Below are 26,880 nucleotides of genomic sequence, written 5' to 3' on the forward strand. Positions count from 1 at the left end.
ACATTTTGGGTTATTTTTCATAATTTCCCACACTTATTGTTATTTCCTGAAACGGTTTACTTTAAACAAGTAAGTTATTTAAACGACTGCCAGCTTTGTTGGCTGACTCGCATCTGTATCATGTAAAATAACTTGATCTCCAGTCGAGATATCATGGGTTTTCAATGTTTGCTCCACTGCAAGACGAGCGATGTCCTTCATATTGTTATCTTTGCTAAGATGAGCTAAATAGATATGCTTAGTCCCGTCACCGATTACATCAGCAAGAGCATGACCGCAATCTTCGTTCGAGATATGTCCATGGTCTCCTAGAATACGGCGCTTAATGTTCCAAGGGTATCTCCCCATCATCAGCATATTGATATCATGGTTTGATTCTATAACAAGAGAATGACTATCCCTTATAATCCCTTTCATACGGTCGCTCACATAGCCTGTATCGGTCATTAAAGCTAGTTTCCTGCCATTATGATGAAACACATAGAACATCGGCTCAGCAGCGTCATGAGAGACGCCAAATGACTCTACTTCTAAATCATTAAATGTTTTGACCGTTTCCATCTCAAACTCAAACTTCTGTTCCGTGTTTACTTCCCCAATTAGGCCATTCATTGCGTTCCACGTGTTTTTATTTGCATAGATAGGCAGCTTAAACTTTCGTGCCAGGACACCCAGCCCTTTGATATGGTCGCTGTGTTCATGAGTGACTAATACACCGTCGATATCTCCCACTTCTCCACAAGCGGCTTTTTCAAAAAGAATCTGTATCTGCTTAGCGCTGAGTCCAGCATCAACAAGCAGTCTTGTTTTCTCTGTTTCTACGTAAATCGCGTTCCCCGAGCTCCCGCTGGCGAGAACGCTAAATTTTAAACTCATAACCGCATGTTCCTTTCTACTCCTCTTTTTCAGATAACACTTGAATGGAACTGTCAGTTGCATTGACTAAATATTGTCCGTTCTCTGTTTCAATCAGCCAGGTTGGTGCATAAACCTGAAGATCCCCTACACCTACAAGACTGTAATATCCTAGTTTGATATTTTTAATTTTATGGCCTTTTTTTAAGTGGCTAGTATCTAATAAACGTCCTAATGCTTTTTTGGGAGTAATGATTTCTTGAAAGGCACCTTGACGCATAATTCCTAAATACGTTTGTGTGAATTCCGTTAAGTTCCCTTTATCGTCGAGTTTGAATTTAATCATACCATTTGGTGCTTCATAATCTAGTTCTGAACCTTTTGGAGTTTCAAAGTTAGCAGTATTATAAAAAATTGGCTTTTCTAGGTAAACCTGGTTAAACCAGATGATCTTTTCTTCCTTGTCCCATTCATAAAATCTGTAATCTTTGCCTCGAGTCACGTTTTCTTCCAAGAATTTTCCTAACTCATCGATGAGATCTTTTGTATCCTTTTCAGGAAGATCAATTGGTTCTTCCAGCTTATAATGCAGTGTAATATCCGTGCTGGCATCCTCATCAAGTGAAATGTTTTTTGAACTTAGTTCTTGCTCTTCTTCCGTAAATTTGTAGCGCTGAGCACTAATTAAAGTCTGTTCAGCTTTGTATTTTGGAAGTTTATCCTGATATGAGATTTTATTGATCGCTAACCTTTCTTCTAAAGGCTGTTCCGAAAGATAGGCAATATTGTTTATATCGTTTTTTTGGTAGAGCTGGTAACCCAGAAACAAGTTCAAGACAAGAAAGGTAAGGATAAAGATGCTTTTTGTTTTCTTCCAATCCAATTAAAACCCTTCCTCTCTGTCTTCTTTAAATAATGGCTCCCAGCCTTTTATGTCATAATTAATAAACCACTGCGGTTCAAGCATATAGATATGAGGTTCACGCTTTTTCATGGTATATCCGATGCGAATGTCCTTAATATAGTTGGTGTTATAATCAGATTCTTTCAGTTTATTTATAACTGAGTCTCCAGATTGTATAGTAACTTCTTCTGTTAATGAAGAAGGAATGGACGTCTCGCTTAAATCCAGCTGAACTAAAGATCGTTCATATTCCTGCAATTCGTTTTCGTACCAAGTTAAACTCATTTGTATTTCTGGATCGAGTACAGGGAGGTTTTCAACAAACAGCCAAAAGTCAGTTGTATAGGTACCTATATTCCATAAAATATATGGATTTCCCCAGCCCGCATGAGTATTAATATAGTCTATCGATTGAAAGAGCGGTGAGATTTGGGTTGTATTCGGATTTGCGGATCCAGCAAAATTTGTATACGTAAAACGATTTTGCAGGATTTTAACGACCATTGCTGCTGTTCCATCCGCATACGTTATTTCATTATCGCTTGTTGCACTCTTTACAGCTTGTGGATCTTTAAAGAGGGCTTTCTTATACAATTCATACGTGTCTTCGTTTGTCGCTCTAGAAATATAGTTATATTTGTTAAGTTCCAGCTTGTTTTTCGGGAAGTAGAACCTTTGCTGAATTTCATTCTGGCCATCGTCATTCCTCTGTTCAATATCATAAGAAAGATAAGGAACCAGACTGCTATTGGCAACCATATCATCAATGTCATTTATTAATGGAAGCAGCGCATTATTAGAAGCTTTAATCTTTTGCATCTTCTTTGACTGATAGGATACTAAATATCCTTCTATACTGCCTGAAGAATCACTTTTGTAAAGAAAGATCCTGTCGACGTATTGCGGTTTGCTTGCCGTAATTTCCGATTCAAAAGAGAATACTTCTTTATAGATTTCTTGTGTCATTTCTACAGGATAAATAACTTCGATGTATTGGTGATCAGTTTCTTTTATCAATTTGTCTTCAGGGTCAAACGGCAGAGTTCTTGTACCGGGTTCAATAATAAACTTAGTTTCTTTTAATGTGTTGTGAAATTTTTCTATTACATTATTAGCCTCTGCCCCATATAACTTGCTCCCGTTATGATAGATAACTTGCGTTGGATTGACTACGTCTTGAATTTCCGCCGGATCATCTACTTCTTGTTTTTTTACGGTCCGCGCGTCTTCTAAAAATGGATAGCTTGGTTTAAACGTCCATAGACTCCAAGTTAGTACAAGGCTTAATAAAATAAGCGCAGTTAGTGTAACCGATTTGATAAGTTCATAGTTCTCACGGAAAAGAGTAATTATTTTTCTGGTATTTGTAATCCATTTTAACCAATTCATCGCTGCCCCTCCCTAACTTTTCTTAAAGGAAGAGTAAAATGTATCGTCGTTCCTTGTCCCCATTCACTTTCTGCCCAAATATCCCCGCCATGTGCAAGAACAATTTCTTTTGCGATCGCAAGACCAAGTCCTGTACCGCCAAGGTCTCTGGAACGAGCACGGTCGACACGGAAAAAGCGGTCGAAAATTTTAGACACGTTATTTTTCGGTATCCCTACACCTTGATCAGAAATACTTACTTTTACTTTTCTTCCGGTGATTGCAACAGCAACTGTTATCGTACCGCCTTCAGGAGAGTATTTCATTGCATTAGAAATGATATTATCTAACACCTGAGTCATTTTATCTGTATCTAACTGAACAGGTATCACATTGTCAGGGAGAGAACGGGACAGTTCAATGTTCTCCTTCTCAAGCATCTCAAACCGCTCAATAATACCATCCAGGAAATCTACTAAATCAATTTCACGGAAATTAAACCGATAGTCTTTGCTGTCCATTTTTGATAACTGAAGCAAATCGGTAACGAGACGGATCATACGCTCTGTTTCGTTTTGAGTCACCTCTAAAAAGCGCGGTGCTATGTTTTCATCCTGCCATGCACCATCCGCAAGAGCTTCCAGGTAGCTCCTCATCGTAGTAAGCGGTGTTCTTAATTCATGTGATACGTTAAAAACGAACTCTCTTCGTTCATTATCAATCTGTTCTTGTTCCGTAACATCATGTAATACACAAATTAGACCGTTAATCGGACCATCGTCTTTTTGGATCGTTGAAAAATTTGCTCGAACAACATAATGAAGATCATCCGTACTGAAATCGAGCAGCATGGATTCATATTCGTTATAGAGCTCTTCCCACGTGTAATTTGTATTTAATCGCAATAGCTCCATCAGTGATGTACCAAGAGCGTTCTGTCTTGAAATATTCAGCATTTCTTCCGCCCGGTCATTCATTAGAATGATCGCTCCATCCCGGTCGGTTGCGATTACTCCATCTGTCATATAGGTTAAGACCGAACGAAGTTTTCTTCTTTCACTCTCTGTAATAGCTGTCGCTTCCTGAAGTTTTTTCGTCAGGTTATTAAACGTCATCGCGAGTTGACCGATCTCATCATCTCCATAAAGCTGTACTTTACGGGAAAAGTCACCTCTTGCCATAACGAGGGCCTGTTTTCTCATATCCGCCATCGGACGCGTTATCGTCCGCGCCAAAAAGACACCAAGAAGTCCTGTAATAATAAGGGCTATTACAGTACCGGTAACTAAAATATTATTAATTCGCTGTATTTGTTTAAAAATGCTCTCAATCGATGCTTCTAAATAGATTGCACCGATGGTTGGTCCATTGTTGTCAATTTTAATCGGCTTAGCAAGAACCATCACCCGCTCGCCTTCGGGAGTCAGCATGACCTCGTCATCCACTGTCCCTTCAAGCGCAAGTTTGATTTTTGGATTAAAGCTGACCTGGCCTAGTAATCTAGGATTGCTGCTTGCTAGCACAGTGCCCTCTTTATTAAGAACCTGAACTTCTTTTTCTTCGAATTCCTCGTCAATTAACGCTTGAATATCACCTTCAAGCGTTTTTTCAGGTTCTGTCCCATCTTCTGTTTTTTGATCTTTGTAGCTCTTTTCGTCCTTCATTTTTTGCTCAATATTAAACTCCAGCAAATTCACTCTGTCATAAAGTGATTTTGTGAAGTTCTGTCGCAGATCCGTCTCTAAATTGTTAATAAAATAGACGCTGATTACCTGCATGGCTATTAATATGAGCAAAACATAAATCAATACAAATTTCACATGTATTGATTTAAAAAAATTGACTTTATCCATGATGATTACTCCTGGTCAGGATTTCTTAGGTAATACCCCACTCCGCGTCTAGTAATGATCCACAATGGGTGACTCGGATTATCTTCCACTTTTTCACGCAGACGGCGCACCGTAACGTCGACAGTACGGACATCACCGAAATAATCATAGCCCCAAACTGTCTGCAGCAAGTGTTCACGAGTCATTACTTGGCCGATATGTTTAGCTAAATAATGAAGCAGTTCAAACTCCCGATGTGTCAGTTCTATCGTTTCTCCGCGCTTTGTAACAATATAAGCGTCAGGATGTATCGTAAGAGAACCAATGGTAATTTCGTTGTTCTCATCTACCTCGCGCTCAGACTCCTGCTGATGGCGTCGCAGATTGGCTTTAACGCGTGCGATCAGCTCGCGTGTGCTGAAAGGCTTCGTTACATAATCGTCTGCACCAAGCTCAAGTCCAAGTACTTTATCAATTTCCGAATCTTTTGCAGTCAGCATAATGATCGGCATATCGTATTTTTTGCGTATCTCACGGCATACTTCCATACCATCTTTCAATGGAAGCATGATATCGAGCAGAATCATGTCTGGCTTCTCTTTTTCAACCTTTTCCAGCGCATTGATGCCATCGTATGCACACATAACCGTGAAGCCTTCTTTTTCAAGATTAAACTGCAGAATATCTGCAATCGGTTTTTCATCATCCACAACGAGAATTTTCTTATCCATGGGAACGCTCCTTTTTTCGGAAACTCTATTTTAATGAAAGCCTGAATGAATTTTGAATTTTAGTATTGTATAAAATGCTGTATCTCTACTATTTTATCATAAGTGAAACTTTCTCCATAATACCGGGAAAACCTTTAAATTCAAATAAGAAAAACCTCCCAGGAAAAAATCTTTCCCAGGAGGCACTGCGCTTATTTTTACAGATAGTCTTCAGGGTTTTGCAGCACTCCGTTTTTATATACCTCAAAGTGCAGATGAACACCTGTTGACTGCCCAGTTGATCCCATAACACCAATTTTAGAACCCTTTTGCACAACATCCCCCGTTGATACAGAAAGGGAACTTAAATGTGCATAGATCGTTCTCATTCCATTATTATGGTTGATGATGATTTTGTTTCCGTAATCTCCATCCCATCCTGCAAACGCAACGGTTCCGTTATCTGCTGCAAGAATAGATCGATTCGATGGACGGGCAATATCCATTCCTTTATGCTGGCGTCCCCAGCGTGATCCCATATGACTGGAGATGTAACCTCCAACAGCTGGCCACGAAAGCTGGCCTGTTCCTTTTGAAGGGATTATTTTCGTTCCGATCTTCTGAATCTCTGTTACCGGCGCTTTCACCTGCTCTTGGTTCAAAATATCTTTTTGGATCGTTTTACCGTTCGTTTTTCTAACGGTATACGTAATATCCTCTAATCCTTTTTGACCTTTTTGAACGATTTTCGTTTCGCCTTTTTCAAGCGTACTATCTTCTTGTTTTTCTATTTTAAAAGGTATCTCATTTTGAGTTCGAGTTGCTTCATAGACAAGTACTTGTGTAAAAGGTTTCTTCTCTGTAACCGTTACTTTTTCACCTCCATGGATAACGGGTACTAACACAAGACGCGGATTTAGCGTGAAAAACTGATCCATTGTCAGATGATACTTTTCCGTAATGCCTTCTACCGTTTCACCTTCTTGAATGATGTGTTCCTTCTTCTGAAGCGTTCCTTCCTTAATACGAGTGATCGCTTCATCAACTGAAACCAATTCACTTAAAGAGGTTTGAGCTTTTCTAACTAAAATTGGCGATGAAAAGTCTATGTCTACTACTTTACTTTCCCCTGCCTGCAGTTCAGGAATTTCAACTTCCTTATCTTCAGCTTTATTTTTTTCAATGGCGTCCAGTTCCTCTTTTGAAACATGCTCCAGCTTCATTTTCAGTAGAATGTCTTCCGCTTCTTTTTCACTGGATACATAGGCTACAGTTTGTCCATCTATCACGAGACGGTAAGCTTCTAATGAGACTGACAGCGTTTTCGATAACGCTTCTCTTGCAGCTTCATTATCAAATTGTGGTCTAAACATCTTTTCTGGCTTAAGTTCAATAGATTCGTTTAATGTAAAAGCAAAAGCACCTTTTTTACCTTTTGCATTTTGAATATATTGTTCTACAGTCCGGTCCACGACGCTTTTTTCACGAACTGTGCCGATTTTCTTCCCATCTACATAGACATGGAAAACGGTCTTGATTAATTGGTTATCGTCATGATGCGCATATGTTACCGATGAATTCATCGTAAAAGTTGTTAGTAATAGGATAACCGCCACAAAAAATGGCACTGTCTTTTTTATAAATCTTTCAGTGGTTTTTCGATTTTGCACGTTCTAGTTCCCCCTAAAGATCCTCTGCTATATCTAAGCTAAGTCTATTGTCCTATGACAAAATTCTCCTTAATCCTTTTGTATCCTATCACAATGAACTTCAATTTGTCAGAATTTCACGTATTTTGTAATGTAACTGTAAAAAACCGGATGTTTTAGGAAGGGGGAAACCGGGTAAATAATTTGATTCAAAGGCTATTTATAAAAAGTTTGTTACTTTCGACTCATTTCTTCATTGACTAGTTGATTGGATTGCAAGGTGCGTGCCTTCCACATGAGAAGCTTCTCGTTAGGCATGCGACGAGGAAGCTCACATCGGTAGCATTTACTTGTAGACGCAGGAGCAAGGATACTTCCATGAAGCGGGACAGGTTAGACTGGAACGGGGAGCAAGGATACTTCCATGAAGCGGGACAGGTTAGACTGGAACGGAGAGCAACTACTTTCAAAAACAACAATGAATATGAAAACTGCGAATTAAAAAGAGAGCAATAGTGATTTTCTCCTATTCCTCTCAACTATCTTTGTTTATTCTCTTAACATGAGCCGCTCTTTAATATCATCTTTTTGTACATACAAAACTAATAGACTGATTGGAATGAGGATTAGTGTCTCTAGCCATTGCTTTTCTAACAGCCAATAAAAAAATGGAGCGAGTGCAAATGCAAAAAGACCCGCTACTGTGAGACTTCTTTTTATGGAATAGAACAGCAGGAACGCAGCTCCCACCAGTACCGCAGACAGCCAATTAAAAACTAGCAATCCTCCTATAAACGATGCTACTCCTTTTCCTCCTTTAAATCCAAGGAATATTGGATAAAGATGTCCTATAATTACTGCTAAAAAACCAAGCAGCTGAATATAGGATGGAAAACCTAATTCAATTCCCGCCCATACTACTGCTGCCGCCTTAAGAATGTCACCGGCTAATGTAAGCACGAAGCCAGGTGGTCCAAGAACACGCCCCGCATTTCTGGCACCTATATTGCCGCTGCCCATCACTCTTAGATCGTGCCCTCTTAATACCTTCGCTACAATAAACCCTGTCATCAAACCGCCGACAAGATAACTTGTGATTAAATACAATACCCATTGGAATTCCATTGAATGATCATCTGCCTTCCTCATCCCAGTTTGATAACAATATATTCGAAGCAATACGTGTGTAACCCTGTTGGTAAAAGAAAAAGTCCTGTTTCATTTGTATGCTTTTCAAACAAGCTTTAGTATATAAAAAAAGCATGCCTCTAAAGGCATGCCGCATGATTTAGGATATAAGTAAAAGTAAAATGGTGGCTCGAGACGGAATCGAACCGCCGACACGAGGATTTTCAGTCCTCTGCTCTACCGACTGAGCTATCGAGCCAAAAATTTTCAAAACCAAAAATTTTTGGTCTTATTTAATTTGTGTCTCTTCCTCTACACGTTTCTCTTGGAAGTGTATCCGCCGAGACAACTCGCAGCTAAATCGTGCTGTAACGCTCGTAGCTACCGAGCCATAAGTAAATCTTATTCATATACTAAAAAAATAATGGCGGACCCGACCGGGGTCGAACCGGCGATCTCCTGCGTGACAGGCAGGCATGTTAACCACTACACCACGAGTCCATTTGATGCTAAAAAATATTTATATAAAAGATGGTGACCCGTACGGGATTCGAACCCGTGTTACCGCCGTGAAAGGGCGGTGTCTTAACCGCTTGACCAACGGGCCACTTTTTTAAAAAAAGTGGTGAGCCATGAAGGACTCGAACCTTCGACCCTCTGATTAAAAGTCAGATGCTCTACCGACTGAGCTAATGGCTCGTGCTAATTTTTGTCCGCGGTACCCTGTCTCTTCCTCTAAGAGTGAAGAATGTAAGTGTATCCGTCGAGACAACTCGTAGTTCAATCACGCTGTAAAGCTCGTGACTGAGCTAATGGCTCTTACTTAAAAACAAACGATGTCGTTTTTTCACGACAAGTGTTACTTTATCACGATATTGAGGGTTTGACAATATGTTTTTGTTTTATTTTTTATAAAAACTTTTAAGGTTGCTTTTTTACAAAGGATAATTCCTCTGTTAAATAAAAAAAGAAGCTCCTTGCGAACAAGGAGCCTCGATTAATTATTATTTTTAAGCAAACACGCCTCTAACCATGTTTGTTTGTGCACGGTCAGGTCCTACTGAGAAGATCGATAGCGGAATACCTGTTACTTGTGAGATGCGTTCTACATAATGACGCGCATTTTCAGGAAGTTCTCCAAGATCTTTTACCCCTGTAATGTCTTCTGTCCATCCTGGCATTTCCTCGAATACAGGCTCACATTCAGCCAATACTTTAAGGCTTGCTGGGAACTCATAAGTTAATTCGCCTTTGTACTTGTAAGCAACACAGATTTTCAAAGTTTCGATACCCGTTAGAACATCAATTGAGTTCAGAGAAAGATCTGTAATACCTGATACACGGCGAGCATGGCGTACTACAACAGCGTCAAACCAGCCAACACGGCGCGGACGTCCCGTTGTTGTACCGTACTCACGTCCAACTTCACGGATTTGATTTCCGATTTCATCATGAAGTTCAGTTGGGAACGGACCATCACCAACACGTGTTGTATATGCTTTTGAAACACCTACAACATGGTTGATCTTAGATGGACCAACACCAGAACCGATTGTTACTCCTCCTGCGATCGGGTTTGAAGATGTTACGAAAGGATATGTTCCTTGGTCTATATCAAGCATAACGCCTTGCGCGCCTTCAAATAGAACGCGGCGGCCGTCATCTAGTGCATCGTTTAATACAACTGATGTATCCACAACATACTTTTCGATCTGCTGGCCATATTCAAAGTACTCGTCCAGGATTTCTTCTTTCGTAAAGCCTTCTGCTTCATAAATGCGCTCAAACAAGCGGTTCTTTTCAGCTAAATTGCGCTCAAGCTTTTCTTCAAATACTTCTCGGTCTAAAAGGTCAGCGATACGAATTCCGATGCGGGCTGCTTTATCCATATAAGCAGGGCCGATACCTTTTTTCGTTGTACCGATCTTGTTAGCACCTTTGCTTTCTTCTTCTAAAATATCTTGGCGAAGATGATAAGGAAGGATAACATGAGCACGGTTTGAGATACGAAGGTTATCTGTACTTACTCCGTGGCTGTGAAGATATGCAAGCTCTTCAAGAACAGCTTTTGGATCAACAACCATACCGTTTCCGATTACACAGATTTTATCCTTATAAAAGATTCCAGATGGAATTAAGTGAAGCTTATATTTTTTACCTTCAAAAACAATTGTATGCCCAGCGTTGTTTCCGCCTTGATATCTTGCTACTACTTCTGCTTTTTCTGAGAGATAATCGGTAATCTTACCTTTTCCTTCGTCTCCCCACTGTGTTCCCACTACTACTACTGATGACATGGTTGCACCTCCATCAAATTAACGACTGGCGATATATATCGCCTAATCTTGAAAACCATGCTTAGTTTAGCAATAACTTTCGCGAAAGTCAACGAAAAACACGAACATTAAATCAAAAATTAATATATTTGTTCGTAAAATTTTTACATTCCCATAGTCAAAAGATTAAAAACTCAAACGTATTCTGTAGTATTCACCTTGTTTAGGAGGTATCATTCTTTGTTTATTGAAAAATTAATGGTTGCTTATATGGATAACGCAGCTAACCACATATACTATTTAGATAAAAATGAACAAGTCATTCTTCTTGATGCGATTGAACCAGGAGGATTGCCTAATCTCGAGTTTTTAGATGCTGATGAACCAGAACGTTTTATTGAGATCCCAAAAGTGATGAACGTTGAGTCTTTTAGCTGGATGGTCGAATTTGAAAATCAAAATCAGCATAATGAATTATTGCATGCACTTAATGAAAATAACCCGTTTGAACGATTTAATGAAACAATCGCGCAACTTAACTTAACGGACAAATGGCATGCCTTTCAAAAAGAAAAAGTGAAAGGCCGCATCGAAAGTTGGCTATCCGAAAAAAAGATTACAGAAATGGAAAAGCAGCTGGACTAAAATCCAGCTGCTTTCTTTATGCGCCTGGCGGTATGGCACTCTCGTCGTGCCGCCGGTCCAGATTAACGAATTTATTATATTCTTTTACGAATGCAAGCTCTACAGTTCCAGTAGGACCATTACGCTGCTTCGCAATAATGATTTCAATAATGTTCTTGCTCTCGGACTCTTTATCATAATAATCATCACGATACAGGAAGGCTACGATATCGGCATCCTGTTCGATGGAACCTGATTCACGAATATCAGACATCATCGGTCGCTTATCCTGACGGGATTCAACACCACGTGACAGCTGAGACAAGGCAATAACAGGCACTTCCAGTTCACGTGCAAGAGCTTTTAGTGAACGGGAGATTTCAGAAACTTCCTGCTGACGGTTCTCACCAGATTTCCCGCTTCCCATAATAAGCTGCAAGTAATCGATAAGAATCATCCCTAAGCCTTTTTCCTGCTTTAAGCGGCGGCATTTTGCACGAATGTCATTGATTCTGATCCCCGGTGTATCGTCGATATAGATGCCGGCAGCTGAAAGACTGCCCATCGCCATCGTAAGCTTCTGCCAGTCCTCCGGAATCAGTGCACCTGTACGAAGACGCTGTGCATCAATATTTCCTTCCGCACAAAGCATACGCATGACAAGCTGCTCAGCACCCATCTCAAGACTGAATATCGCAACGTTTTCTTCCGTTTTAGTAGCAACGTTTTGAGCTATGTTCAAGGCAAAGGCCGTTTTACCAACTGAAGGACGTGCGGCTACGATGATTAAATCGTTTCTCTGAAAACCAGCAGTCATCCTGTCCAGATCATTAAAGCCTGTCGGAACCCCAGTGATATCCCCTTTACGGTTATGAAGAGCTTCGATGTTGTCATAAGCATGTACCAAAACATCTTTAATCTGTGTAAACGCGCTCGTATTTTTTCGGTTCGCAACCTCTAGAATGGATTTCTCCGCTTCATTCAAGATCGCTTCTACTTCTTCTTCACGAGCATAACTGTTTGCTGTAATGTCAGTAGCAGTTCGAATCAAACGGCGCAGCAGTGACTTCTCTTCTACAATTTTGCTGTAGTATTCAATGTTCGCGGCAGTTGGAGCACTGTCTGCAAGTTCTGTTAAAAAGGATAAGCCGCCTACTTCATCTAGCTGATTATTATCGGAAAGCTCAGACGTTACGGTGATAAGATCAACCGGTTCTCCTTTTGCGTTTAAGTCCAGCATGACACGATATATTCTTTGATGTGTGGCTCGGTAGAAATCTTCCGGCAGCAAAATTTCTGAAGCAGTAATCAAAGCTTCAGGCTCTAAAAAGATAGCACCCAGCACCGCCTGCTCCGCTTCAATATTCTGCGGCGGAATGCGGTCGGCAAATAAATCACTCATTCTTTTTTTCCTCCTCCCCTCTTTTTTCTCTATAAAATTGTTGCTTTCTGGTCTTTTTATGATCTTCATCTGCAAGTTGATTGGAGCGCAAGAATGCGAGACTCCTGGGGGACGAGTGTGACAGGTGAGACTCCTAAAGGCGCAGAGCGCCAGGAGGCTCACCGCACGCCCCCCGGAAAACGAGCAACCTGGAGCGGAAATCAACCACATTCAAGTGCTACAAAGATTACGAAAACAGACCTTTTTATAAACACCGAAAAAACCGGGAAAGCCCGGCTTTTTTATTCTTCTGTTACGTGTACTTTAACCATTCCTGTTACTTGCGAATGAATTTTAATCGGTACATTCGTGTAGCCAAGTGATTTAATCGGATCAGCTAGCTCGATTTTACGCTTATCGATTTTAATGCCTTGTTCTTTTAATCCGTCAGCAATCTGTTTGCTTGTGACAGAACCAAATACTCGGCCGCCTTCACCTGTTTTTGTTTTAATAGTGATGGTCATTTCAGCTAGTTTCGCTTTAAGTGCCTCAGCTTCTTCCAGCTGTGCCTGCTGTTTTTTCTCTTCGCTCTTCTGCTGCCCTTGAAGTGCTGCCATCGCACCTGCCGTTGCTTCAGAAGCTAGGTTTTTAGGAAAAAGAAAGTTTCGTGCATACCCCTCAGAAACGTTCTTTACTTCCCCTTTTTTACCTTTGCCTTTTACATCTTGAAGAAAAATTACTTTCATTCCTCTTCTCCCCCTTCAATATACTCATCAATGATTTGCTTTAAATGTCTTTCAGCTTCATCAATCGTGCTGTTTTCGATCTGGCATGCAGCATTTGTCAGATGCCCTCCGCCTTCTAATCGTTCCATGATCATCTGCACGTTGATATCCCCAAGTGAGCGTGCACTGATGCTTACCTTGCCATCAATGCGGTTTGAAATAACAAAGGACGCTTGAATACCGTTCATCGATAATAAAATATCAGCAGCCTGAGCGATAACTACCTGATTATAAGCATCCTCAGGTGTACTTTTTGCGATAACAATACCTTTTTTATAAACTTGGGCGCTCTCAATCAGCTTTGAGCGTCTTGTGTACGTATTTAAATCTTCTTTTAAAAACTTTTGTACGAGAATCGTATCGGCTCCGTGCGCCCTTAGATAAGAAGCGGCATCAAACGTACGAGAACCGGTTCTTAGCGTAAAACTCTTCGTATCTACAATAATCCCTGCAAGAAGAGCTGTCGCCTCAAGCATGCGCATTTTCAGCCTCTTAGGCTGATATTCCAGAAGCTCAGTTACAAGCTCTGCTGTAGAAGATGCATAAGGCTCCATGTAAACGAGTACAGGGTCTTTAATAAACTCTTCCCCTCGGCGGTGGTGGTCGATTACAACAACATGGTCAAGCTTGGTTAACAATTTTTCTTCAATAACCATCGATGGTTTGTGTGTATCGACGACAACAAGGAGGGTATCCCGTGAAGCAATCTCCATTGCTTCTTCAGGCGAAATAAAGAATTTCCAGACGGATTCCGTTTCTTTGATCTCATCCATCAGACGCTGAACACCAATATCGATATCTGATTGATCTAGAACAACATACCCGTCTTTCCCATTAACTTGAGCCACTTTTAAAATACCGATAGCAGACCCGATAGAATCCATATCCGGGTTCTTATGTCCCATGATCATCACTTTATCGCTGTCAGCTACTAGTTCGCTCAGCGCATGTGAAATAACCCTAGCACGTACACGAGTCCGTTTCTCCACAGGGTTCGTTTTACCGCCATAGAAACGCACTTTTCCGTTCGTCTGCTTGATGGCAACCTGGTCGCCTCCGCGTCCGAGAGCAAGATCAAGACTCGATTGAGAAAGCTGCCCAAGTTCAGGCAGCGAAGAAGTTCCGGCTGCGACACCGATACTCAACGTAAGAGAAACATTCTGCTTTGCCGTTGATTCTCTAACTTCATCTAAAACACTAAACTTATTCTTTTCTAATTCATATAAAATCCGCTGGTTAAAAACAGCTAGAAAACGCTCTGAAGACGTTCGTTTAAGGAAGATGCCATTGTCGTTCGCCCACGCATTTAAAACAGATGTTACTTTTGAGTTGATCGTCGAACGGAATTGATCATCCAGCCCTTGTGTGACTTCATCATAGTTATCTAGATAGATAATCGCCATAACCGTTTGCTCTTCATCATATAACCGCTCAAGATCAAGCTGCTCGGTTACGTCAAAAAAGTACAGAAGCCGGTCTTCCTTCTTAAAATTCACTTGGAATTTATGTGTATTAATCTTAATAACTTCTTCCTTAGCATCACTTTTTAAATAAGGAATAAGCTCTTCTGAAACATGGTTTAGAGAATGCCCGATAAAGGATTCCTCTTCAATCAGTGCTCCCATATAGGGGTTCGCCCACTCAATCTTGAAATCCTCATCATACAAAATAATCCCGATCGGCATTTCCATCAGCGCTTCTTCGCCCACTTTCTTTAAGCGATGCGAAAGCGTAGAAATATAGTCACCTAGTTCCTCCTGAAAACTTGCTTCGGCTTTCATGGCATAATAAAATAAGCCGCCTAATAGCACAAAGCCTGCCATTCCGATCATCCATTGAAAATATGTGATGATGCTGACCAGCACAACAGAAGTAACAAATAAGGCGATGACGGGATAACCATGCCACCGTTTTAATAAAAACTTTGGCATATTTTCAGCTCCTACTGTTTTGGTTTCAACCGTTTTTTAATCATAAAACCTAAATCAATTATACCTAAGAATTTCACGACTTCCAGAGGAATTGGCAGGAAAGAGTTCAGCAAAAATAATAGTATAATCAACAATATGATTCTTTTTCTCTTCCAATTCTTTATCCAGGCATAATAAAAAATCACTGTAAAACCTTGTATGATTAGTACAAACGATAATATCATATACAAATTTATCGTTACAATATATAAAGCAGTACCTTTGTCAGGCATACTGAAAGTTAAAACAATCGCTACAATATAATACCACAAAAATGATTTCGGCAGGTTCCACTCTCTAAATGGAGGAAACGAAGGGATATCGTACCGAAGTCTTTTCATCAGCATTCTTGCGGCGAGATGTGTTAAAAAGGCAAGAATGACTGCTCCCCCTATAATATAAGTAGGCAGCATCATTGGAATCATTTCCGCCTGCTCTTTAAACTTTTCAATTTGTGCAGGATCTTGACCGCTCGATCTATAAAACTCTTCTGCAGTCCCTATGGCAGTTTGAAACTGAGTCTCTAGCTCTTTAACAAAGTTGATGCCCATCACAACTTGGGCGATCACAATCGTACCCAGCATGTTTAATAGGTTCGCTAAACTGGCGCCAAGCAGGACGGCAAAAGCAGATTTTTTTCTTCTATAAAGTTCCCCCATTACAATTCCGGTCAATCCAGAAAACAGGGTAATAATAATACCGCTGAGTCCCCCGAACGCAAGGGATACCCCAAATGTTACTGCCCAAAGAAGCAACCCCGCTTTCAGGTTGTGCCTGTAGAGATAGATAATAAACGGCAGCGGCAGAAAAAACAAAGAGAAAATACTAAAAAACGGTATGTACATACTCATTAAAAAAAGAAGAGTGTATATGCCTGAAACGACAGCACCCTCAACCAACACTTTAGTATTGCGCATGATTCACCTCATAATAATTCTTCATATGCTTTAATTGTAGTAACATAACCGCAGTAATTCAACTTTAACGATAATTCTAGCATAGACGTACTTTATTAGATGTAAACAAAAAGTGACATTGTACACGTGTATAAAAGGAAAAAACAGCTATAAGCTGTTTTTCGGAGTAATTATACTAGCTTACTCTGGCCATCCGCTCCATACGTGTGAAGCATGCCCATCTGGGTCTCTGACGATAAAGTTATAACCCCCGTCAGACTTAAATGTCATTTCTTCGGTCTCAATTCCCTGACTTTGAAGTTCTTTATAAAATGTGTGAATATCATTAATTTCAAACGTAAGGACCGCTTGCAGTTCACCATTTTTATTCATAAAATCAAAGCTTGGAACTTCTTCACATTCGATCAAACCAACAGCGACATTATCACGGTACACCATATAGGCTGCACCATCTTCAGGATTATAAGGAAAAGAAAACTCCATCCCGAAAATATTCTTATAAAATTCAGCCGAACGAACAGGATCTTTTACCGGTAATTGAAGATACGGAATTTGAAAAGGCGTTGCTTTCGTTTTTTGCATCTATAAACGCTCCCTTATACATATTATTCCGTTAATTCTTCTCGAAAACCATACAAGTATCCTTCAAAAAGCAAAAAAGAAGCAGCGAGAAATCTCGCTGCTCCTTTTGTTTGATCTTATTCAGATACATATGGTAACAAAGCCATGTAACGCGAGCGTTTGATCGCACGAGTCAATTGACGTTGATATTTAGCAGATGTACCAGTTACACGACGAGGAAGAATCTTACCGCGCTCAGAAATGAAACGCTTCAAAAGATCAGTGTCCTTGTAGTCGATGTAAGTGATCTTGTTTACAGTGAAGAAACAAACCTTACGACGCTTTTGGCGTCCACCACGACGTCCAGCCATTGATGGTCCCCTCCTTTAATTTTTTTATTTTTTTATATATACCGATTCATAGTTTACGTTAGTTGTTTAGAATGGCAGATCGTCATCAGAAATGTCGATCGGCGTGCCATCATTTGCAAACGGGTCATCGTTGAAGTTATTACGTTTTGGGTTCTGCTGCTGTTGCTGCTGTCCGCCAAATCCGTTGTCACTTCCATAGCTGCGGTTCTGATTTTGCTGCCCAAATCCGCGGTCATTTGATGGTCCACCAAAGTTGCTGCCGCCTTGATATTGCTGGCCGCCTGCGTTAGCGTTTTTAGGTTCAAGGAATTGAACACTTTCTGCCATTACTTCAGTAACATAGACTCTTTGACCCTGCTGGTTATCGTAAGAACGCGTTTGAACACGTCCATCCACTCCGGCAAGAGAACCTTTTTTCAGGTAGTTTGCCACGTTTTCAGCGGGCTTTCGCCAAACGACACAGTTAATAAAATCTGCTTCACGCTCACCTTGCTGATTCGAAAAAGGACGATTTACAGCAAGTGTGAAATTAGCTACTGCCACACCGTTTGGAGTGTACTTTAATTCTGGGTCTTTCGTTAAACGTCCCACCAGTACTACACGATTTAGCATTCAGAACCACTCCTTAAAGGATTAATTTCTTTCGTCTACGATTGTCATAAAACGAAGAACATCTTCGTTGATCTTCATAAGACGGTCAAATTCATTAATCGCTTCGTTTGGAGCTACAACGTCTAATAGTGTGTAGTATCCATCGCGGAAGTCATTGATTTCGTAAGCTAAACGCTTCTTACCCATTTCCTTTTCGTTCGCGATTTCCGCACCGTTATCAGTTAGGATGCTTTTCGCACGCTCTTTTGTTGCTTTAAGAGCTTCCTCTTCAATATTCGGACGGACGATGTACATGATTTCGTACTTTTTCATTCCGTTCACCTCCTTTTGGTCTAAGCGGCCCAAAACATTCGTTCCGGGCAAGGAGAAAATCATCAAAAACAATATTTGTTGACAATTAACTCACAATAAAGAATTATATCAAAACATGTTGTATAAAACAAGCTTACTTTAAAATAAAGCATAAAAAAGAGAAAAAGCGACTGCTTTTCCTCCGTTTTTTACTATTTTGTTTTGGAATCTTTTCCAAAAAGAAATTGGTGGTTTTGTAAAGAAACTTCGTTGACTTGTTGGTTGGAGCGTAAGGTGCGAGACTCCTGCGGGATCAGTGGGACAGGTGAGACTCCTAACAGCGCAAAGCGCTAGGAGGCTCACCGCACACCCCGCGGAAAGCGAGCATCCTGGAGCGGAGACCAACCCCTCACAGTGTTTTTTTATTAAACATTAAAACGGAAATGAACAACATCTCCATCTTTCATCTCGTATTCTTTACCTTCTAGACGAACTTTTCCTTTTTCTTTAGCAGCCGCCATGTTACCTGCAGCCATTAGGTCGTCATAAGCGACAACCTCTGCACGGATAAATCCTCTTTCAAAGTCAGTATGGATGATACCCGCACAAGCAGGAGCTTTCATTCCTTTACGGAACGTCCATGCGCGAACTTCCTGTACACCTGCTGTAAAGTAAGTTGCTAATCCAAGTAGTGAATAAGAAGCACGAATCAGCTTATCAAGACCCGCTTCTTCAATCCCAAGCTCACCCAGGAATGCCATCTTTTCATCCCCATCAAGCTCGGCGATCTCTTCTTCAACTTTTGCACAGATTACGATAACTTCTGCATTTTCACGAGCAGCATACTCTTTTACCGCTTCAACGTGCTCGTTTGTTCCTTCAAGAAGCTCATCTTCACTTACGTTTGCTACATAAAGGATCGGCTTCATTGTCAGCAAGTGCATTGCATGAACAATCTTTTTCTCTTCAGGCGTTAAGTCCACACTTCTTGCAGGAAGCTCTTGCATAAGTGCTTCTTTAATTTTTGAAAGAACAGCAAATTCAGCTACCGCTTCTTTGTCCTTCGATTTTGCCAGCTTCTCAACACGTGCAACGCGCTTATCGATAGACTCTAGATCAGCAAAGATTAACTCAAGGTTGATTACTTCAATATCATCGATCGGATTTACTTTTCCGTGAACGTGTGTGATATTTTCATCATCAAAGCAGCGAACAACTTGTAAAATTGCATCTGTTTGGCGGATATGAGATAAGAACTTGTTACCAAGTCCTTCTCCTTTGCTTGCCCCTTTTACAATTCCTGCGATATCAGTAAATTCAAAAGTTGTCGGAACAACTTTTTTAGGCTGTACAAGCTCAGTTAATTTTTGCAGTCTGTGATCAGGCACTTCTACAATCCCTACGTTAGGATCGATTGTACAGAACGGATAGTTGGCAGATTCAGCACCTGCTTGAGTAATAGCATTAAACAATGTTGATTTACCTACGTTCGGCAAACCAACGATTCCAGTTGTAAGAGCCACTGTTATTTCACTCCTCTGTTTTATATAAAGCTCGGAAAGACGAGACTTTTCAGTTAAAAAAATATCCTTCCCAATTATAGGTTTTATCACTTTAAAAAACAAGAAGAACCGGGTTATGATATACCCGGTTCATTGTCTGCTGATCTTTTCAATTCAATTCCGTAAAACTTTACTCTCCTGGAGATGCTAATACTTTCTTTATTTTCTTCGCAAATTCGGACCTGGGCAGCATGACACTGTGCTGACAACCCATACACTTAATCCGGATATCCGCTCCCATGCGTATAACTTTCCAGCGATTCGTTCCACATGGGTGCTGTTTCTTCATTTCCACCTCATCATGAAGGTGAAATTCTTTTTGCTGCATTGTCAGCCCTCCATTTTGTTCTTATTTTCTTTCATATTAGCTTCTTTATGATAGGTGACCATTTTCGGATATGGAATTTCAATACCCGCTTTTTCAAGTTCGAGTTTCAATGTTTTTCTAAGTTCTCTTGCTATCTTAAAATGAGTCATCGGCAGCACTTCAGATGTTACACGAATAATCACTTCAGAAGCACCGAGCATTTGAACACCTAGTACTTCAGGATCTTTAACCATTTCAGGATAATCAGGCTTTACTCGTTTAACAACATCTTCAATGATTCTTTGTGCTTTATCGATATCTTCTTCATACGCAATGCTTAGATCTACTACGGCAATACTGTTATGAACGGAAAAGTTTGTTACTTCTGTGATAGACGAATTCGGCAGGATATGCAATTCTCCTGTCCAGCTCTTAATTTTTGTTGTCCGAAGGCCGATTTCTTCTACCGTTCCTTCAAAACTAGCAATCCGTACTGTATCCCCGACAGAAAACTGATTTTCAAATATGATGAAAAAACCTGTAATGATATCTCTTACGAGGTTCTGAGCTCCAAAACCGATTGCGAGTCCTAAGACTCCCGCTCCTGCCAGTATGCCTCTTACATCCATAAATTCACCTAATATGGCTATGATGACTATAGAATAAATCACATAAGTCGCTACGTTATTTAAGAGCCTGAATAATGTGTTTTCTCTTTTTTCACTAAGCCGTAAAGGTGATTTTAATCTCACCTTAAAAATATTAGCGATTGCCGCTTTAATAACGTATTTAAAGATGATTGCAATAATAATGATTGCTGTAATTTTCAGTCCGGTAGCACCAATCCCAGCCCACCAATCTTTGTCTGAAAATATCGTTACTGCTTGTTCTGCTTTTTTAGGTAAATCTGTACCTGCCAATGAAGTCTCCATCCTCTCAAAAGATTATGAAATTATTTAATCAGCTTTCACATGGAATTACAATGTCATTCATAGAAAACCTGTATGAAAAATTTATTCGGTTACGAGCATGACCTAAACGGGTATAGTCCCTAAACAAAAGTCTGTGATTATTCTATTCTACCATGTATAGGAAAAGGAATTCTTCCGTATACTAAGTAGTACCATAATAAAGGAGAGGATGTCATGTTCCTCAAACGGAAGCTAGGACTAGGGAAACCCATTCAATATAAATTGCACCATGAAGAAAAGGAAGCCACACTGCGAATTACAGAACAAATTTTACCTATGCTTCCGGAATCGAGCCGCCAGCCAGTCGTTGTCGTATGCATTGGTACAGACAGATCAACCGGCGACGCACTTGGTCCCCTCGTTGGCACGAAGTTATACAATAAAGATACTTTTCCCTTTCATGTGTATGGAACCCTTGATGACCCCGTTCATGCGGTGAATCTCGAAGAAAAACTAAAAATGATTGAAACTGAAAATCCAGGCGCATTTATCATCGGAATAGATGCTTGTCTGGGACGGTTAAATCATGTTGGGATGGTATCCATTAATGATGGTCCAGTTAAACCTGGTGCAGGAGTGAACAAACAGCTTCCTCCTGTCGGGGACATGCATATAACTGGAATTGTAAACGTGAGCGGTTTTATGGAGTATTTCGTTCTTCAGAATACGAGGCTCAGCATCGTAATGAAAATGGCAGATTTGATTGCTGATTCCCTTCACATGGCTTGCCTGAGAAAAAAGATTCAGCAAAAAAACATGATGCATCAAACAGAATCTCGATCACAAGACATCTATAAAATTCAATAAAAACAAAGCCGCTTGTATCAATGATACAAGCGGCTTTTCTTATTGGATTCCCTGTGAAAAAGCTAGGATGCTATCCCATTTTTCTACAATAAAAACAAGAATCACTGCGATTAAAAGTCCTGGAAGCAAGTTGGCAACTCGGATTTTAGCTACTCCGAGCAGGTTTAGACCTATTGCGACAATCATAATTCCACCTGTTCCCGTTATTTCTACAATAAGAGCATCCATGAGCTCTTGCGGCACAAAACGGTCGATTTGTGTGGCTAATAGCGTAATGGCACCCTGATATAAGATAACTGGAATTGCAGAGAACATCACACCAATTCCAAGTGCTGAAGTAAATAAAATGGCACAGAATCCGTCAATCAAAGCCTTTGTATAAAGGACATCATGCTCTTGTCTCAATCCACTGTCTAAAGCGCCGACAATAGACATAGCTCCAACTACAAAAACGAGTGTAGCTGTAACAAAGCCTGTTGCAACAGATCCTTTATCTTGTTTCCCTACTTTCGTCTCAAGCCATTTTCCTACTGAATTCAGTTTTTCTTCAAGGTTCCACCACTCGCCTAGCGCTCCTCCAACAGCCAGGCTGGCGATAACGATAAGAAATTGTTCGCTCTTAAGCCCCATGCCTATTCCTAAAATAGTAACTGCCAGTGCCATTGCCTGAAGAATGGTGTCTTTTATCCGATCGGGTATAGATGTCCAAAACAGACCTAAAAAGCTGCCAGAGATGATCGCGATTCCGTTAACAAATGTTCCTAGAAGTGACATGTCATTTATCTCCTATCCAAGTAGACCATTGATGATTTCCCTTAAAGCTCTGATCAAAGTGTTTACTTCATCTTTTGTATTGGTATAACCGAAGCTGATTCGCAAAGCTCCTTCATTGTTTGTTCCTGTCCGGCTGTGAGCAAGCGGTGCACAATGCAGTCCGGCTCTTACGGCAATATTGTAATGTTCATCTAAAATCACGGATATTTCATGAACATCCAGCCCTTCAACTCTTAACGATACAACAGGTAGCCGGTCTGGAAATGAAGAAGGTTTCGTTATGCTTACTTCAGGTATAGATTCAATTTGCTTCAGAAATTCAAAAAGCATCTCTTCTTCATGCTTTTGAATATTCTTTAACCCTCTATGTAAAACCTCTTTAACACCAGCGTGAACTCCTGCTATTCCAGAAACATTCAATGTTCCGCTCTCGAGTCTGTATGGAAGTTCATTTGGCTGTTCGGGATGTTCAGAAAATGTTCCTGTTCCGCCGTAAATTAATGGAGAAAGCAGCGTTTCTTTATTGTTTATAAGCAGCATCCCAATGCCTTGCGGGCCTAGCAACCCTTTATGGCCAGGTACCGCTAAATAATCAATATTTTCATCTGTCATATGAATGGGATGAACACCAGCTGTCTGAGCAGCATCCACGAGTAATTTTAATTTATATTTCTTTGAAACACCGCCCCATATATCTGCCGGTAAAAGTGTTCCATCCACATTTGATCCGTGGGTACAAACCAATAACCTGGTGTTTTCTGTGATGTTAGAGATGATCTTTTCTTTATGAAATGCTTCACTGCCTTGTAAATAAGTAACGCTGATCCCTATTGTTTTTTCAAGAAAATGAAGAGTCCGATAGACAGCATTATGTTCAAAGCCAGAAGCAATTATATGATCCCCTTTTTTCCACGGAAATCCTTTTAATACAAGATTAACTGCTTCAGTAGCACTCTTCGTAAAAATGACAGATTCCGTAGACTCACAGCCAAAGAAGGATGCAATCTCATATCTTGCGTCTGTAACCACTCTCGAGGCTTCTTTAGACAAAAAATGACCGCCGCGGCCAGGATTTCCTAAGTTAACAGCTCGTCCAACAGCTTCGATAACTTCTTTAGGTTTTGGATATGAGGTTGCTGCATGGTCAAAGTAGATGATAGACAATTATTCTTCCTCCTTGCATGTTGAGAAAACTGCTAGTCATATAACTTATAGTGTAAAAAAGAAACCACCTCATTGATGGTTTCATACTTACTTTTCTAAAAGATCTAAAATTCGTTCTAAATCATCCTGAGAAAAGAACTCTATTTCAATTTTGCCTTTGCGTTTTGACTTTTTGATAGAAACACTTGTACCAAAACGGTCTCGCAATGATGATTCTTTCTCTTTAAAAAACACGTTTGTTTGAGCTGTTTTCTTTTTTGTTTCACGTGAAACATTCATATTGATGTCTTGAATGAGTTTCTCGAGCTGTCTAACATTTAACCCGTCATCGGTGATTCTCTGAACGACCCGCTGCATTTTTGATTTTTTCTTAAGTCCGAGTAATGCACGGCCGTGTCCCATCGTAATCATGCCACTGGATAAAAGCTCTAGGACAGGTTTCGGCAGCTGTAAGAGGCGGATATGGTTCGCAATATGCGGACGGCTTTTTCCAACTCTCGAAGCCAGTTCCTCTTGTGTAAGTTTAAGATGATCTATTAGCTTCTGGTAAGCTTGAGCTTCTTCCACAGGATTTAAGTCTTCCCGCTGAAGGTTCTCAATCAGTGCCACTTCCATCATTTTTTCTTCTGAATAATCTTTTATGATAACAGGGATTGTCTTAAGACCTGCTTCTGATGCAGCTCGGAACCTTCGCTCGCCAAGTATGATCTCATAGCCCTTTATGCTTTTCCTAGCTAAGATCGGCTGCAGTATTCCATGTTCCTGAATGGATTCCTTCAGCTCGTCAATCGCTTTTTGATCGAAAACTTTTCGGGGCTGATACGGATTCGGTCTTAGTTCTTTTACACTGACTTCTTGGACTTGTTCTTCTTCATTTTTTATTAATGCTCCAAGCCCTCTACCTAACCCTTTCGCCAATGCCAATCACTTCCTTCGCAAAATCTAAGTAAACATCTGCACCCCGGGATTTAGGATCATAAATAATAATCGGTTTTCCATGACTTGGCGCTTCTGATAGTCTAACATTTCTTGGTATGATCGTTTCATACACTTTATCTTGAAAATACTTTTTCACTTCTTCAATGACTTGAATCCCTAAATTCGTTCGGGCGTCAAGCATTGTAAGCAATACTCCGTCAATCTTAAGATCAGTATTCAAATGTTTTTGGACAAGCCGTACTGTGTTTAAAAGCTGGCTAAGGCCTTCAAGTGCGTAATATTCACATTGCACCGGTATTATGACAGAATCTGATGCTGTTAAAGAGTTGATCGTAAGCAGACCAAGAGATGGCGGGCAATCGATAATAATAAAATCATAGTTTGAGCTTACCTGATCAAGTGCTCTTTTTAATCGTACTTCCCTAGAAATAGTCGGTACAAGTTCGATCTCCGCCCCTGCTAGCTGAATAGTAGAAGGGAGAATATGTAGTCCTTCACAGATCGTTTCAACAATTACATCTTTAACTTCCACATCCTCAACTAAGACATTGTAGATACATTGATCAATATCTCCTTTGTCTACTCCTACACCGCTTGTTGCGTTACCTTGAGGATCTATATCTACTAACAATACCTTTTTCCCGAAATATGCTAAGCATGCACCAAGGTTGACTGACGTAGTCGTTTTTCCGACTCCGCCTTTCTGGTTGGCTACTGCAATGATCTTCGCCACGTTGTCACCTACCTCACTTTATGAACAATCAATTACCTATTATTCTATCATGAAGATTTTAAAATAACTTATTGAAATAATGAAATTTAGAGTTTTTTTCTGGTGCATTGTATTTAATCTTTTTGAAAGACAGTTTGTGCATGCTTCGCTGCTCCTGTGAGTGGTTGATTTCCGTTTCAGGTGCTCGCTTTCCGGGGGGTGTGCGGTGAGCCTCCTAGCGCTTTGCACTTCAGGAGTCTCACCTGTCCCACTCATCCCCCAGGAGTCTTACACCTTCCACTCCAATCAACTAGTCAAAGGAGCATCTTCAAGAAACATTTTAAAAACACTCTTTAGTAAAGTATTAATTTTCGAGGAAATAATACAAAAAAACCACCAGCTATAAAAAGCTGATGGTTTTAACTCTTAATTTTTAGGAATTCGGATTGTAAACTGATAGAATTCTTCGTGCTCTTCTTCTTCAGTATCAATAGAAAGTCCGCTTTGAACGACCATATCCACTGACTGTCTTACCGTATTGATAGCAAGGCGCATATCCTTGCTGTAAGACTTGCGGCGAGGCTGAGGTTTTTTCTCTGCGGTTTCAGATTCTATCATTCTTTTAACCCGGTCTTCTGTTTGTTTAACATTTAATTGCTTTTCAAGAATCTCTGCTAAGACCAGTTCCATTTTTTCTGGTGTCTTTAAGACAATCAAAGCCCTTGCGTGACGTTCTGTAATCTTTTTTTGCAAAAGAGCATCTTGAATGGATTGCGGAAGCTTTAATAATCTAAGCTTATTTGCAATCGTTGACTGGCCTTTGCCTAGCTTTTGTGCCAGTCCTTCTTGTGTAAGTCCATGTAATTCCAGCAGCTTCGCGTAAGCCATTGCTTCTTCAATCGCCGTCAATTCTTCCCGCTGAAGGTTTTCAATAAGAGCTACTGATGCTGTTTGTGAATCGTCCATTTCCTTTACAATAGCCGGTATCTTCTCCCAGCCTAGTTTTTGGACAGCTCTCCATCTGCGCTCACCCGCAATCAATTCATATTGGTCTTCTCCAATGCCGCGAACAACAATTGGCTGAATGATGCCGTGAGCTTCGATGGTTTGTGATAATTCTTCAATTCGTTCATCTATAAAAACCGTTCTGGGCTGAAACCGGTTTGGGATAATATACTGAACCGGAATTTGAAGTACTTCTTCGTTGTCGTTTTTTTCAGCTGGTTCTGGATCTAATGTCTGCTGGCTCTTTTCGCCGATGCCGAATAAACGTGAAAAAGGATGCTTCATGCGAATACACCACCTTTTGTAATCTGCCTGTTAATCTATTTCTTCCCACTAGTCCTAAAATCCTGCAAGTCTGTAAAAATCTTTCTTTTATGTAGCGCCTGTGTTTCACGTGAAACACAG

The 26,880-nt window shown here is 40.4% G+C and carries 26 protein-coding genes and 4 tRNA genes; 2 read left to right on the forward strand and 28 right to left on the reverse strand.

Annotated features, from left to right (window positions below; all coding sequences use genetic code 11):
- Positions 1-78 precede the first annotated feature (78 nt).
- The 12 genes from UN64_RS06865 to UN64_RS06920 form a co-directional block, all read right to left on the reverse strand.
- Complete coding sequence (locus UN64_RS06865; protein WP_077360962.1) at positions 79-876, reverse strand: MBL fold metallo-hydrolase; 798 nt, start codon at positions 874-876, stop codon at positions 79-81.
- Between the two features lie 16 nt (positions 877-892).
- Positions 893-1,738 (reverse strand): two-component system regulatory protein YycI, encoded by an 846-nt coding sequence (locus UN64_RS06870; protein ID WP_077360964.1) that lies wholly within the window; start codon positions 1,736-1,738, stop codon positions 893-895.
- Positions 1,739-3,148 carry a YycH family regulatory protein gene (locus UN64_RS06875; RefSeq protein WP_077360966.1) on the reverse strand — a complete coding sequence of 470 codons (1,410 nt, stop codon included), beginning with the start codon at positions 3,146-3,148 and terminating at the stop codon, positions 1,739-1,741.
- Positions 3,145-4,980 (reverse strand): cell wall metabolism sensor histidine kinase WalK, encoded by a 1,836-nt coding sequence (gene walK / locus UN64_RS06880; protein ID WP_077360968.1) that lies wholly within the window; start codon positions 4,978-4,980, stop codon positions 3,145-3,147. The genes UN64_RS06875 and walK overlap by 4 nt, the downstream gene beginning before the upstream one ends.
- A 5-nt stretch (positions 4,981-4,985) precedes the next feature.
- Complete coding sequence (gene yycF / locus UN64_RS06885) at positions 4,986-5,690, reverse strand: response regulator YycF (RefSeq protein ID WP_077360970.1); 705 nt, start codon at positions 5,688-5,690, stop codon at positions 4,986-4,988.
- Between the two features lie 197 nt (positions 5,691-5,887).
- A complete protein-coding gene (locus UN64_RS06890) occupies positions 5,888-7,339 on the reverse strand; it encodes a peptidoglycan DD-metalloendopeptidase family protein (protein ID WP_077360972.1) in 1,452 nt (483 codons plus the stop codon).
- A 528-nt stretch (positions 7,340-7,867) separates the two neighbouring features.
- Entirely contained in the window at positions 7,868-8,443 is a 576-nt protein-coding gene (locus UN64_RS06895) for a glycerol-3-phosphate acyltransferase (protein ID WP_171978812.1), read from the reverse strand.
- Between the two features lie 186 nt (positions 8,444-8,629).
- Positions 8,630-8,705, reverse strand: a tRNA-Phe gene (locus UN64_RS06900).
- Between the two features lie 166 nt (positions 8,706-8,871).
- A tRNA-Asp gene (locus UN64_RS06905) sits at positions 8,872-8,947 on the reverse strand.
- Between the two features lie 31 nt (positions 8,948-8,978).
- Positions 8,979-9,053, reverse strand: a tRNA-Glu gene (locus UN64_RS06910).
- A 16-nt stretch (positions 9,054-9,069) separates the two neighbouring features.
- A tRNA-Lys gene (locus tag UN64_RS06915) sits at positions 9,070-9,145 on the reverse strand.
- Between the two features lie 311 nt (positions 9,146-9,456).
- Positions 9,457-10,743, reverse strand: coding sequence for an adenylosuccinate synthase (locus UN64_RS06920; RefSeq protein ID WP_077360976.1), 1,287 nt, complete (start codon positions 10,741-10,743; stop codon positions 9,457-9,459).
- Positions 10,744-10,962: 219 nt separating this feature from the next.
- On the opposite strand from UN64_RS06920, the gene UN64_RS06925 reads away from it, so the two are divergent.
- A complete protein-coding gene (locus tag UN64_RS06925) occupies positions 10,963-11,367 on the forward strand; it encodes a UPF0158 family protein (protein WP_077360978.1) in 405 nt (134 codons plus the stop codon).
- Positions 11,368-11,383: 16 nt separating this feature from the next.
- Here UN64_RS06925 and dnaB read toward each other — a convergent pair whose 3' ends face one another.
- The 11 genes from dnaB to UN64_RS06980 all read right to left on the reverse strand — a co-directional run bounded on the left by dnaB (position 11,384) and on the right by UN64_RS06980 (position 21,023).
- The gene (gene dnaB, locus UN64_RS06930; RefSeq protein ID WP_066294385.1) at positions 11,384-12,748 is read right to left on the reverse strand and encodes a replicative DNA helicase; all 1,365 of its coding nucleotides are present in this window, start codon (positions 12,746-12,748) and stop codon (positions 11,384-11,386) included.
- A gap of 281 nt (positions 12,749-13,029) precedes the next feature.
- Positions 13,030-13,473 (reverse strand): 50S ribosomal protein L9, encoded by a 444-nt coding sequence (gene rplI, locus UN64_RS06935; protein WP_077360980.1) that lies wholly within the window; start codon positions 13,471-13,473, stop codon positions 13,030-13,032.
- Positions 13,470-15,443, reverse strand: a complete 1,974-nt coding sequence (locus UN64_RS06940) for a DHH family phosphoesterase (RefSeq protein WP_077360982.1) — start codon at positions 15,441-15,443, stop codon at positions 13,470-13,472. The genes rplI and UN64_RS06940 overlap by 4 nt, the downstream gene beginning before the upstream one ends.
- Before the next feature lie 11 nt (positions 15,444-15,454).
- Positions 15,455-16,399 carry a YybS family protein gene (locus UN64_RS06945; protein ID WP_077360984.1) on the reverse strand — a complete coding sequence of 315 codons (945 nt, stop codon included), beginning with the start codon at positions 16,397-16,399 and terminating at the stop codon, positions 15,455-15,457.
- Between the two features lie 180 nt (positions 16,400-16,579).
- The gene (locus UN64_RS06950) at positions 16,580-16,981 is read right to left on the reverse strand and encodes a VOC family protein (RefSeq protein WP_077360986.1); all 402 of its coding nucleotides are present in this window, start codon (positions 16,979-16,981) and stop codon (positions 16,580-16,582) included.
- Between the two features lie 116 nt (positions 16,982-17,097).
- Positions 17,098-17,331, reverse strand: a complete 234-nt coding sequence (gene rpsR / locus UN64_RS06955; RefSeq protein WP_066294401.1) for a 30S ribosomal protein S18 — start codon at positions 17,329-17,331, stop codon at positions 17,098-17,100.
- Positions 17,332-17,397: 66 nt separating this feature from the next.
- A complete protein-coding gene (gene ssb / locus UN64_RS06960) occupies positions 17,398-17,943 on the reverse strand; it encodes a single-stranded DNA-binding protein (RefSeq protein WP_066294403.1) in 546 nt (181 codons plus the stop codon).
- Between the two features lie 21 nt (positions 17,944-17,964).
- On the reverse strand, positions 17,965-18,255 hold the full coding sequence (gene rpsF / locus UN64_RS06965; RefSeq protein WP_066294406.1) for a 30S ribosomal protein S6: 291 nt from the start codon (positions 18,253-18,255) through the stop codon (positions 17,965-17,967).
- Positions 18,256-18,659: 404 nt separating this feature from the next.
- A complete protein-coding gene (gene ychF, locus UN64_RS06970) occupies positions 18,660-19,757 on the reverse strand; it encodes a redox-regulated ATPase YchF (RefSeq protein ID WP_077360988.1) in 1,098 nt (365 codons plus the stop codon).
- Between the two features lie 169 nt (positions 19,758-19,926).
- Complete coding sequence (locus tag UN64_RS06975) at positions 19,927-20,124, reverse strand: DUF951 domain-containing protein (RefSeq protein WP_077360990.1); 198 nt, start codon at positions 20,122-20,124, stop codon at positions 19,927-19,929.
- Between the two features lie 2 nt (positions 20,125-20,126).
- Positions 20,127-21,023 carry a mechanosensitive ion channel family protein gene (locus UN64_RS06980; RefSeq protein WP_245801970.1) on the reverse strand — a complete coding sequence of 299 codons (897 nt, stop codon included), beginning with the start codon at positions 21,021-21,023 and terminating at the stop codon, positions 20,127-20,129.
- 225 nt (positions 21,024-21,248) lie between these two features.
- On the opposite strand from UN64_RS06980, the gene yyaC reads away from it, so the two are divergent.
- Positions 21,249-21,881, forward strand: a complete 633-nt coding sequence (gene yyaC / locus UN64_RS06985; RefSeq protein ID WP_077360994.1) for a spore protease YyaC — start codon at positions 21,249-21,251, stop codon at positions 21,879-21,881.
- A gap of 39 nt (positions 21,882-21,920) precedes the next feature.
- On the opposite strand, the gene UN64_RS06990 is transcribed toward yyaC, so the two are convergent.
- The 5 genes from UN64_RS06990 to noc all read right to left on the reverse strand — a co-directional run bounded on the left by UN64_RS06990 (position 21,921) and on the right by noc (position 26,760).
- The gene (locus UN64_RS06990) at positions 21,921-22,655 is read right to left on the reverse strand and encodes a DUF554 domain-containing protein (protein WP_077360996.1); all 735 of its coding nucleotides are present in this window, start codon (positions 22,653-22,655) and stop codon (positions 21,921-21,923) included.
- 12 nt (positions 22,656-22,667) lie between these two features.
- Positions 22,668-23,819: an aminotransferase class V-fold PLP-dependent enzyme gene (locus tag UN64_RS06995; protein ID WP_077360998.1), complete on the reverse strand. Its 1,152-nt coding sequence runs from the start codon at positions 23,817-23,819 to the stop codon at positions 22,668-22,670.
- A gap of 87 nt (positions 23,820-23,906) precedes the next feature.
- Entirely contained in the window at positions 23,907-24,737 is an 831-nt protein-coding gene (locus tag UN64_RS07000) for a ParB/RepB/Spo0J family partition protein (RefSeq protein ID WP_077361000.1), read from the reverse strand.
- Positions 24,718-25,491 (reverse strand): ParA family protein, encoded by a 774-nt coding sequence (locus UN64_RS07005; protein ID WP_077361002.1) that lies wholly within the window; start codon positions 25,489-25,491, stop codon positions 24,718-24,720. Before UN64_RS07005 ends, UN64_RS07000 begins: the two co-directional genes overlap by 20 nt.
- A gap of 405 nt (positions 25,492-25,896) precedes the next feature.
- On the reverse strand, positions 25,897-26,760 hold the full coding sequence (gene noc, locus UN64_RS07010) for a nucleoid occlusion protein (RefSeq protein ID WP_077361004.1): 864 nt from the start codon (positions 26,758-26,760) through the stop codon (positions 25,897-25,899).
- Positions 26,761-26,880 lie beyond the last annotated feature (120 nt).

This window comes from Fictibacillus arsenicus, from assembly GCF_001999465.1.
Classification (GTDB): domain Bacteria; phylum Bacillota; class Bacilli; order Bacillales; family Fictibacillaceae; genus Fictibacillus; species Fictibacillus arsenicus.

Excerpts from the sequence above, each read along its gene's own strand:
- UN64_RS06865 (WP_077360962.1), bottom strand. The coding sequence starts at position 876 with ATGAGTTTAAAATTTAGCGTTCTCGCCAGCGGGAGCTCGGGGAACGCG.
- UN64_RS06875 (WP_077360966.1), bottom strand. The coding sequence starts at position 3,148 with ATGAATTGGTTAAAATGGATTACAAATACCAGAAAAATAATTACTCTT.
- walK (WP_077360968.1), bottom strand. The coding sequence starts at position 4,980 with ATGGATAAAGTCAATTTTTTTAAATCAATACATGTGAAATTTGTATTG.
- yycF (WP_077360970.1), bottom strand. The coding sequence starts at position 5,690 with ATGGATAAGAAAATTCTCGTTGTGGATGATGAAAAACCGATTGCAGAT.
- UN64_RS06895 (WP_171978812.1), bottom strand. The coding sequence starts at position 8,443 with ATGGAATTCCAATGGGTATTGTATTTAATCACAAGTTATCTTGTCGGC.
- UN64_RS06920 (WP_077360976.1), bottom strand. The coding sequence starts at position 10,743 with ATGTCATCAGTAGTAGTAGTGGGAACACAGTGGGGAGACGAAGGAAAA.
- dnaB (WP_066294385.1), bottom strand. The coding sequence starts at position 12,748 with ATGAGTGATTTATTTGCCGACCGCATTCCGCCGCAGAATATTGAAGCG.
- rplI (WP_077360980.1), bottom strand. The coding sequence starts at position 13,473 with ATGAAAGTAATTTTTCTTCAAGATGTAAAAGGCAAAGGTAAAAAAGGG.
- UN64_RS06940 (WP_077360982.1), bottom strand. The coding sequence starts at position 15,443 with ATGCCAAAGTTTTTATTAAAACGGTGGCATGGTTATCCCGTCATCGCC.
- UN64_RS06945 (WP_077360984.1), bottom strand. The coding sequence starts at position 16,399 with ATGCGCAATACTAAAGTGTTGGTTGAGGGTGCTGTCGTTTCAGGCATA.
- UN64_RS06950 (WP_077360986.1), bottom strand. The coding sequence starts at position 16,981 with ATGCAAAAAACGAAAGCAACGCCTTTTCAAATTCCGTATCTTCAATTA.
- rpsR (WP_066294401.1), bottom strand. The coding sequence starts at position 17,331 with ATGGCTGGACGTCGTGGTGGACGCCAAAAGCGTCGTAAGGTTTGTTTC.
- ssb (WP_066294403.1), bottom strand. The coding sequence starts at position 17,943 with ATGCTAAATCGTGTAGTACTGGTGGGACGTTTAACGAAAGACCCAGAA.
- rpsF (WP_066294406.1), bottom strand. The coding sequence starts at position 18,255 with ATGAAAAAGTACGAAATCATGTACATCGTCCGTCCGAATATTGAAGAG.
- UN64_RS06975 (WP_077360990.1), bottom strand. The coding sequence starts at position 20,124 with ATGCAGCAAAAAGAATTTCACCTTCATGATGAGGTGGAAATGAAGAAA.
- yyaC (WP_077360994.1), top strand. The coding sequence starts at position 21,249 with ATGTTCCTCAAACGGAAGCTAGGACTAGGGAAACCCATTCAATATAAA.
- UN64_RS06990 (WP_077360996.1), bottom strand. The coding sequence starts at position 22,655 with ATGTCACTTCTAGGAACATTTGTTAACGGAATCGCGATCATCTCTGGC.
- noc (WP_077361004.1), bottom strand. The coding sequence starts at position 26,760 with ATGAAGCATCCTTTTTCACGTTTATTCGGCATCGGCGAAAAGAGCCAG.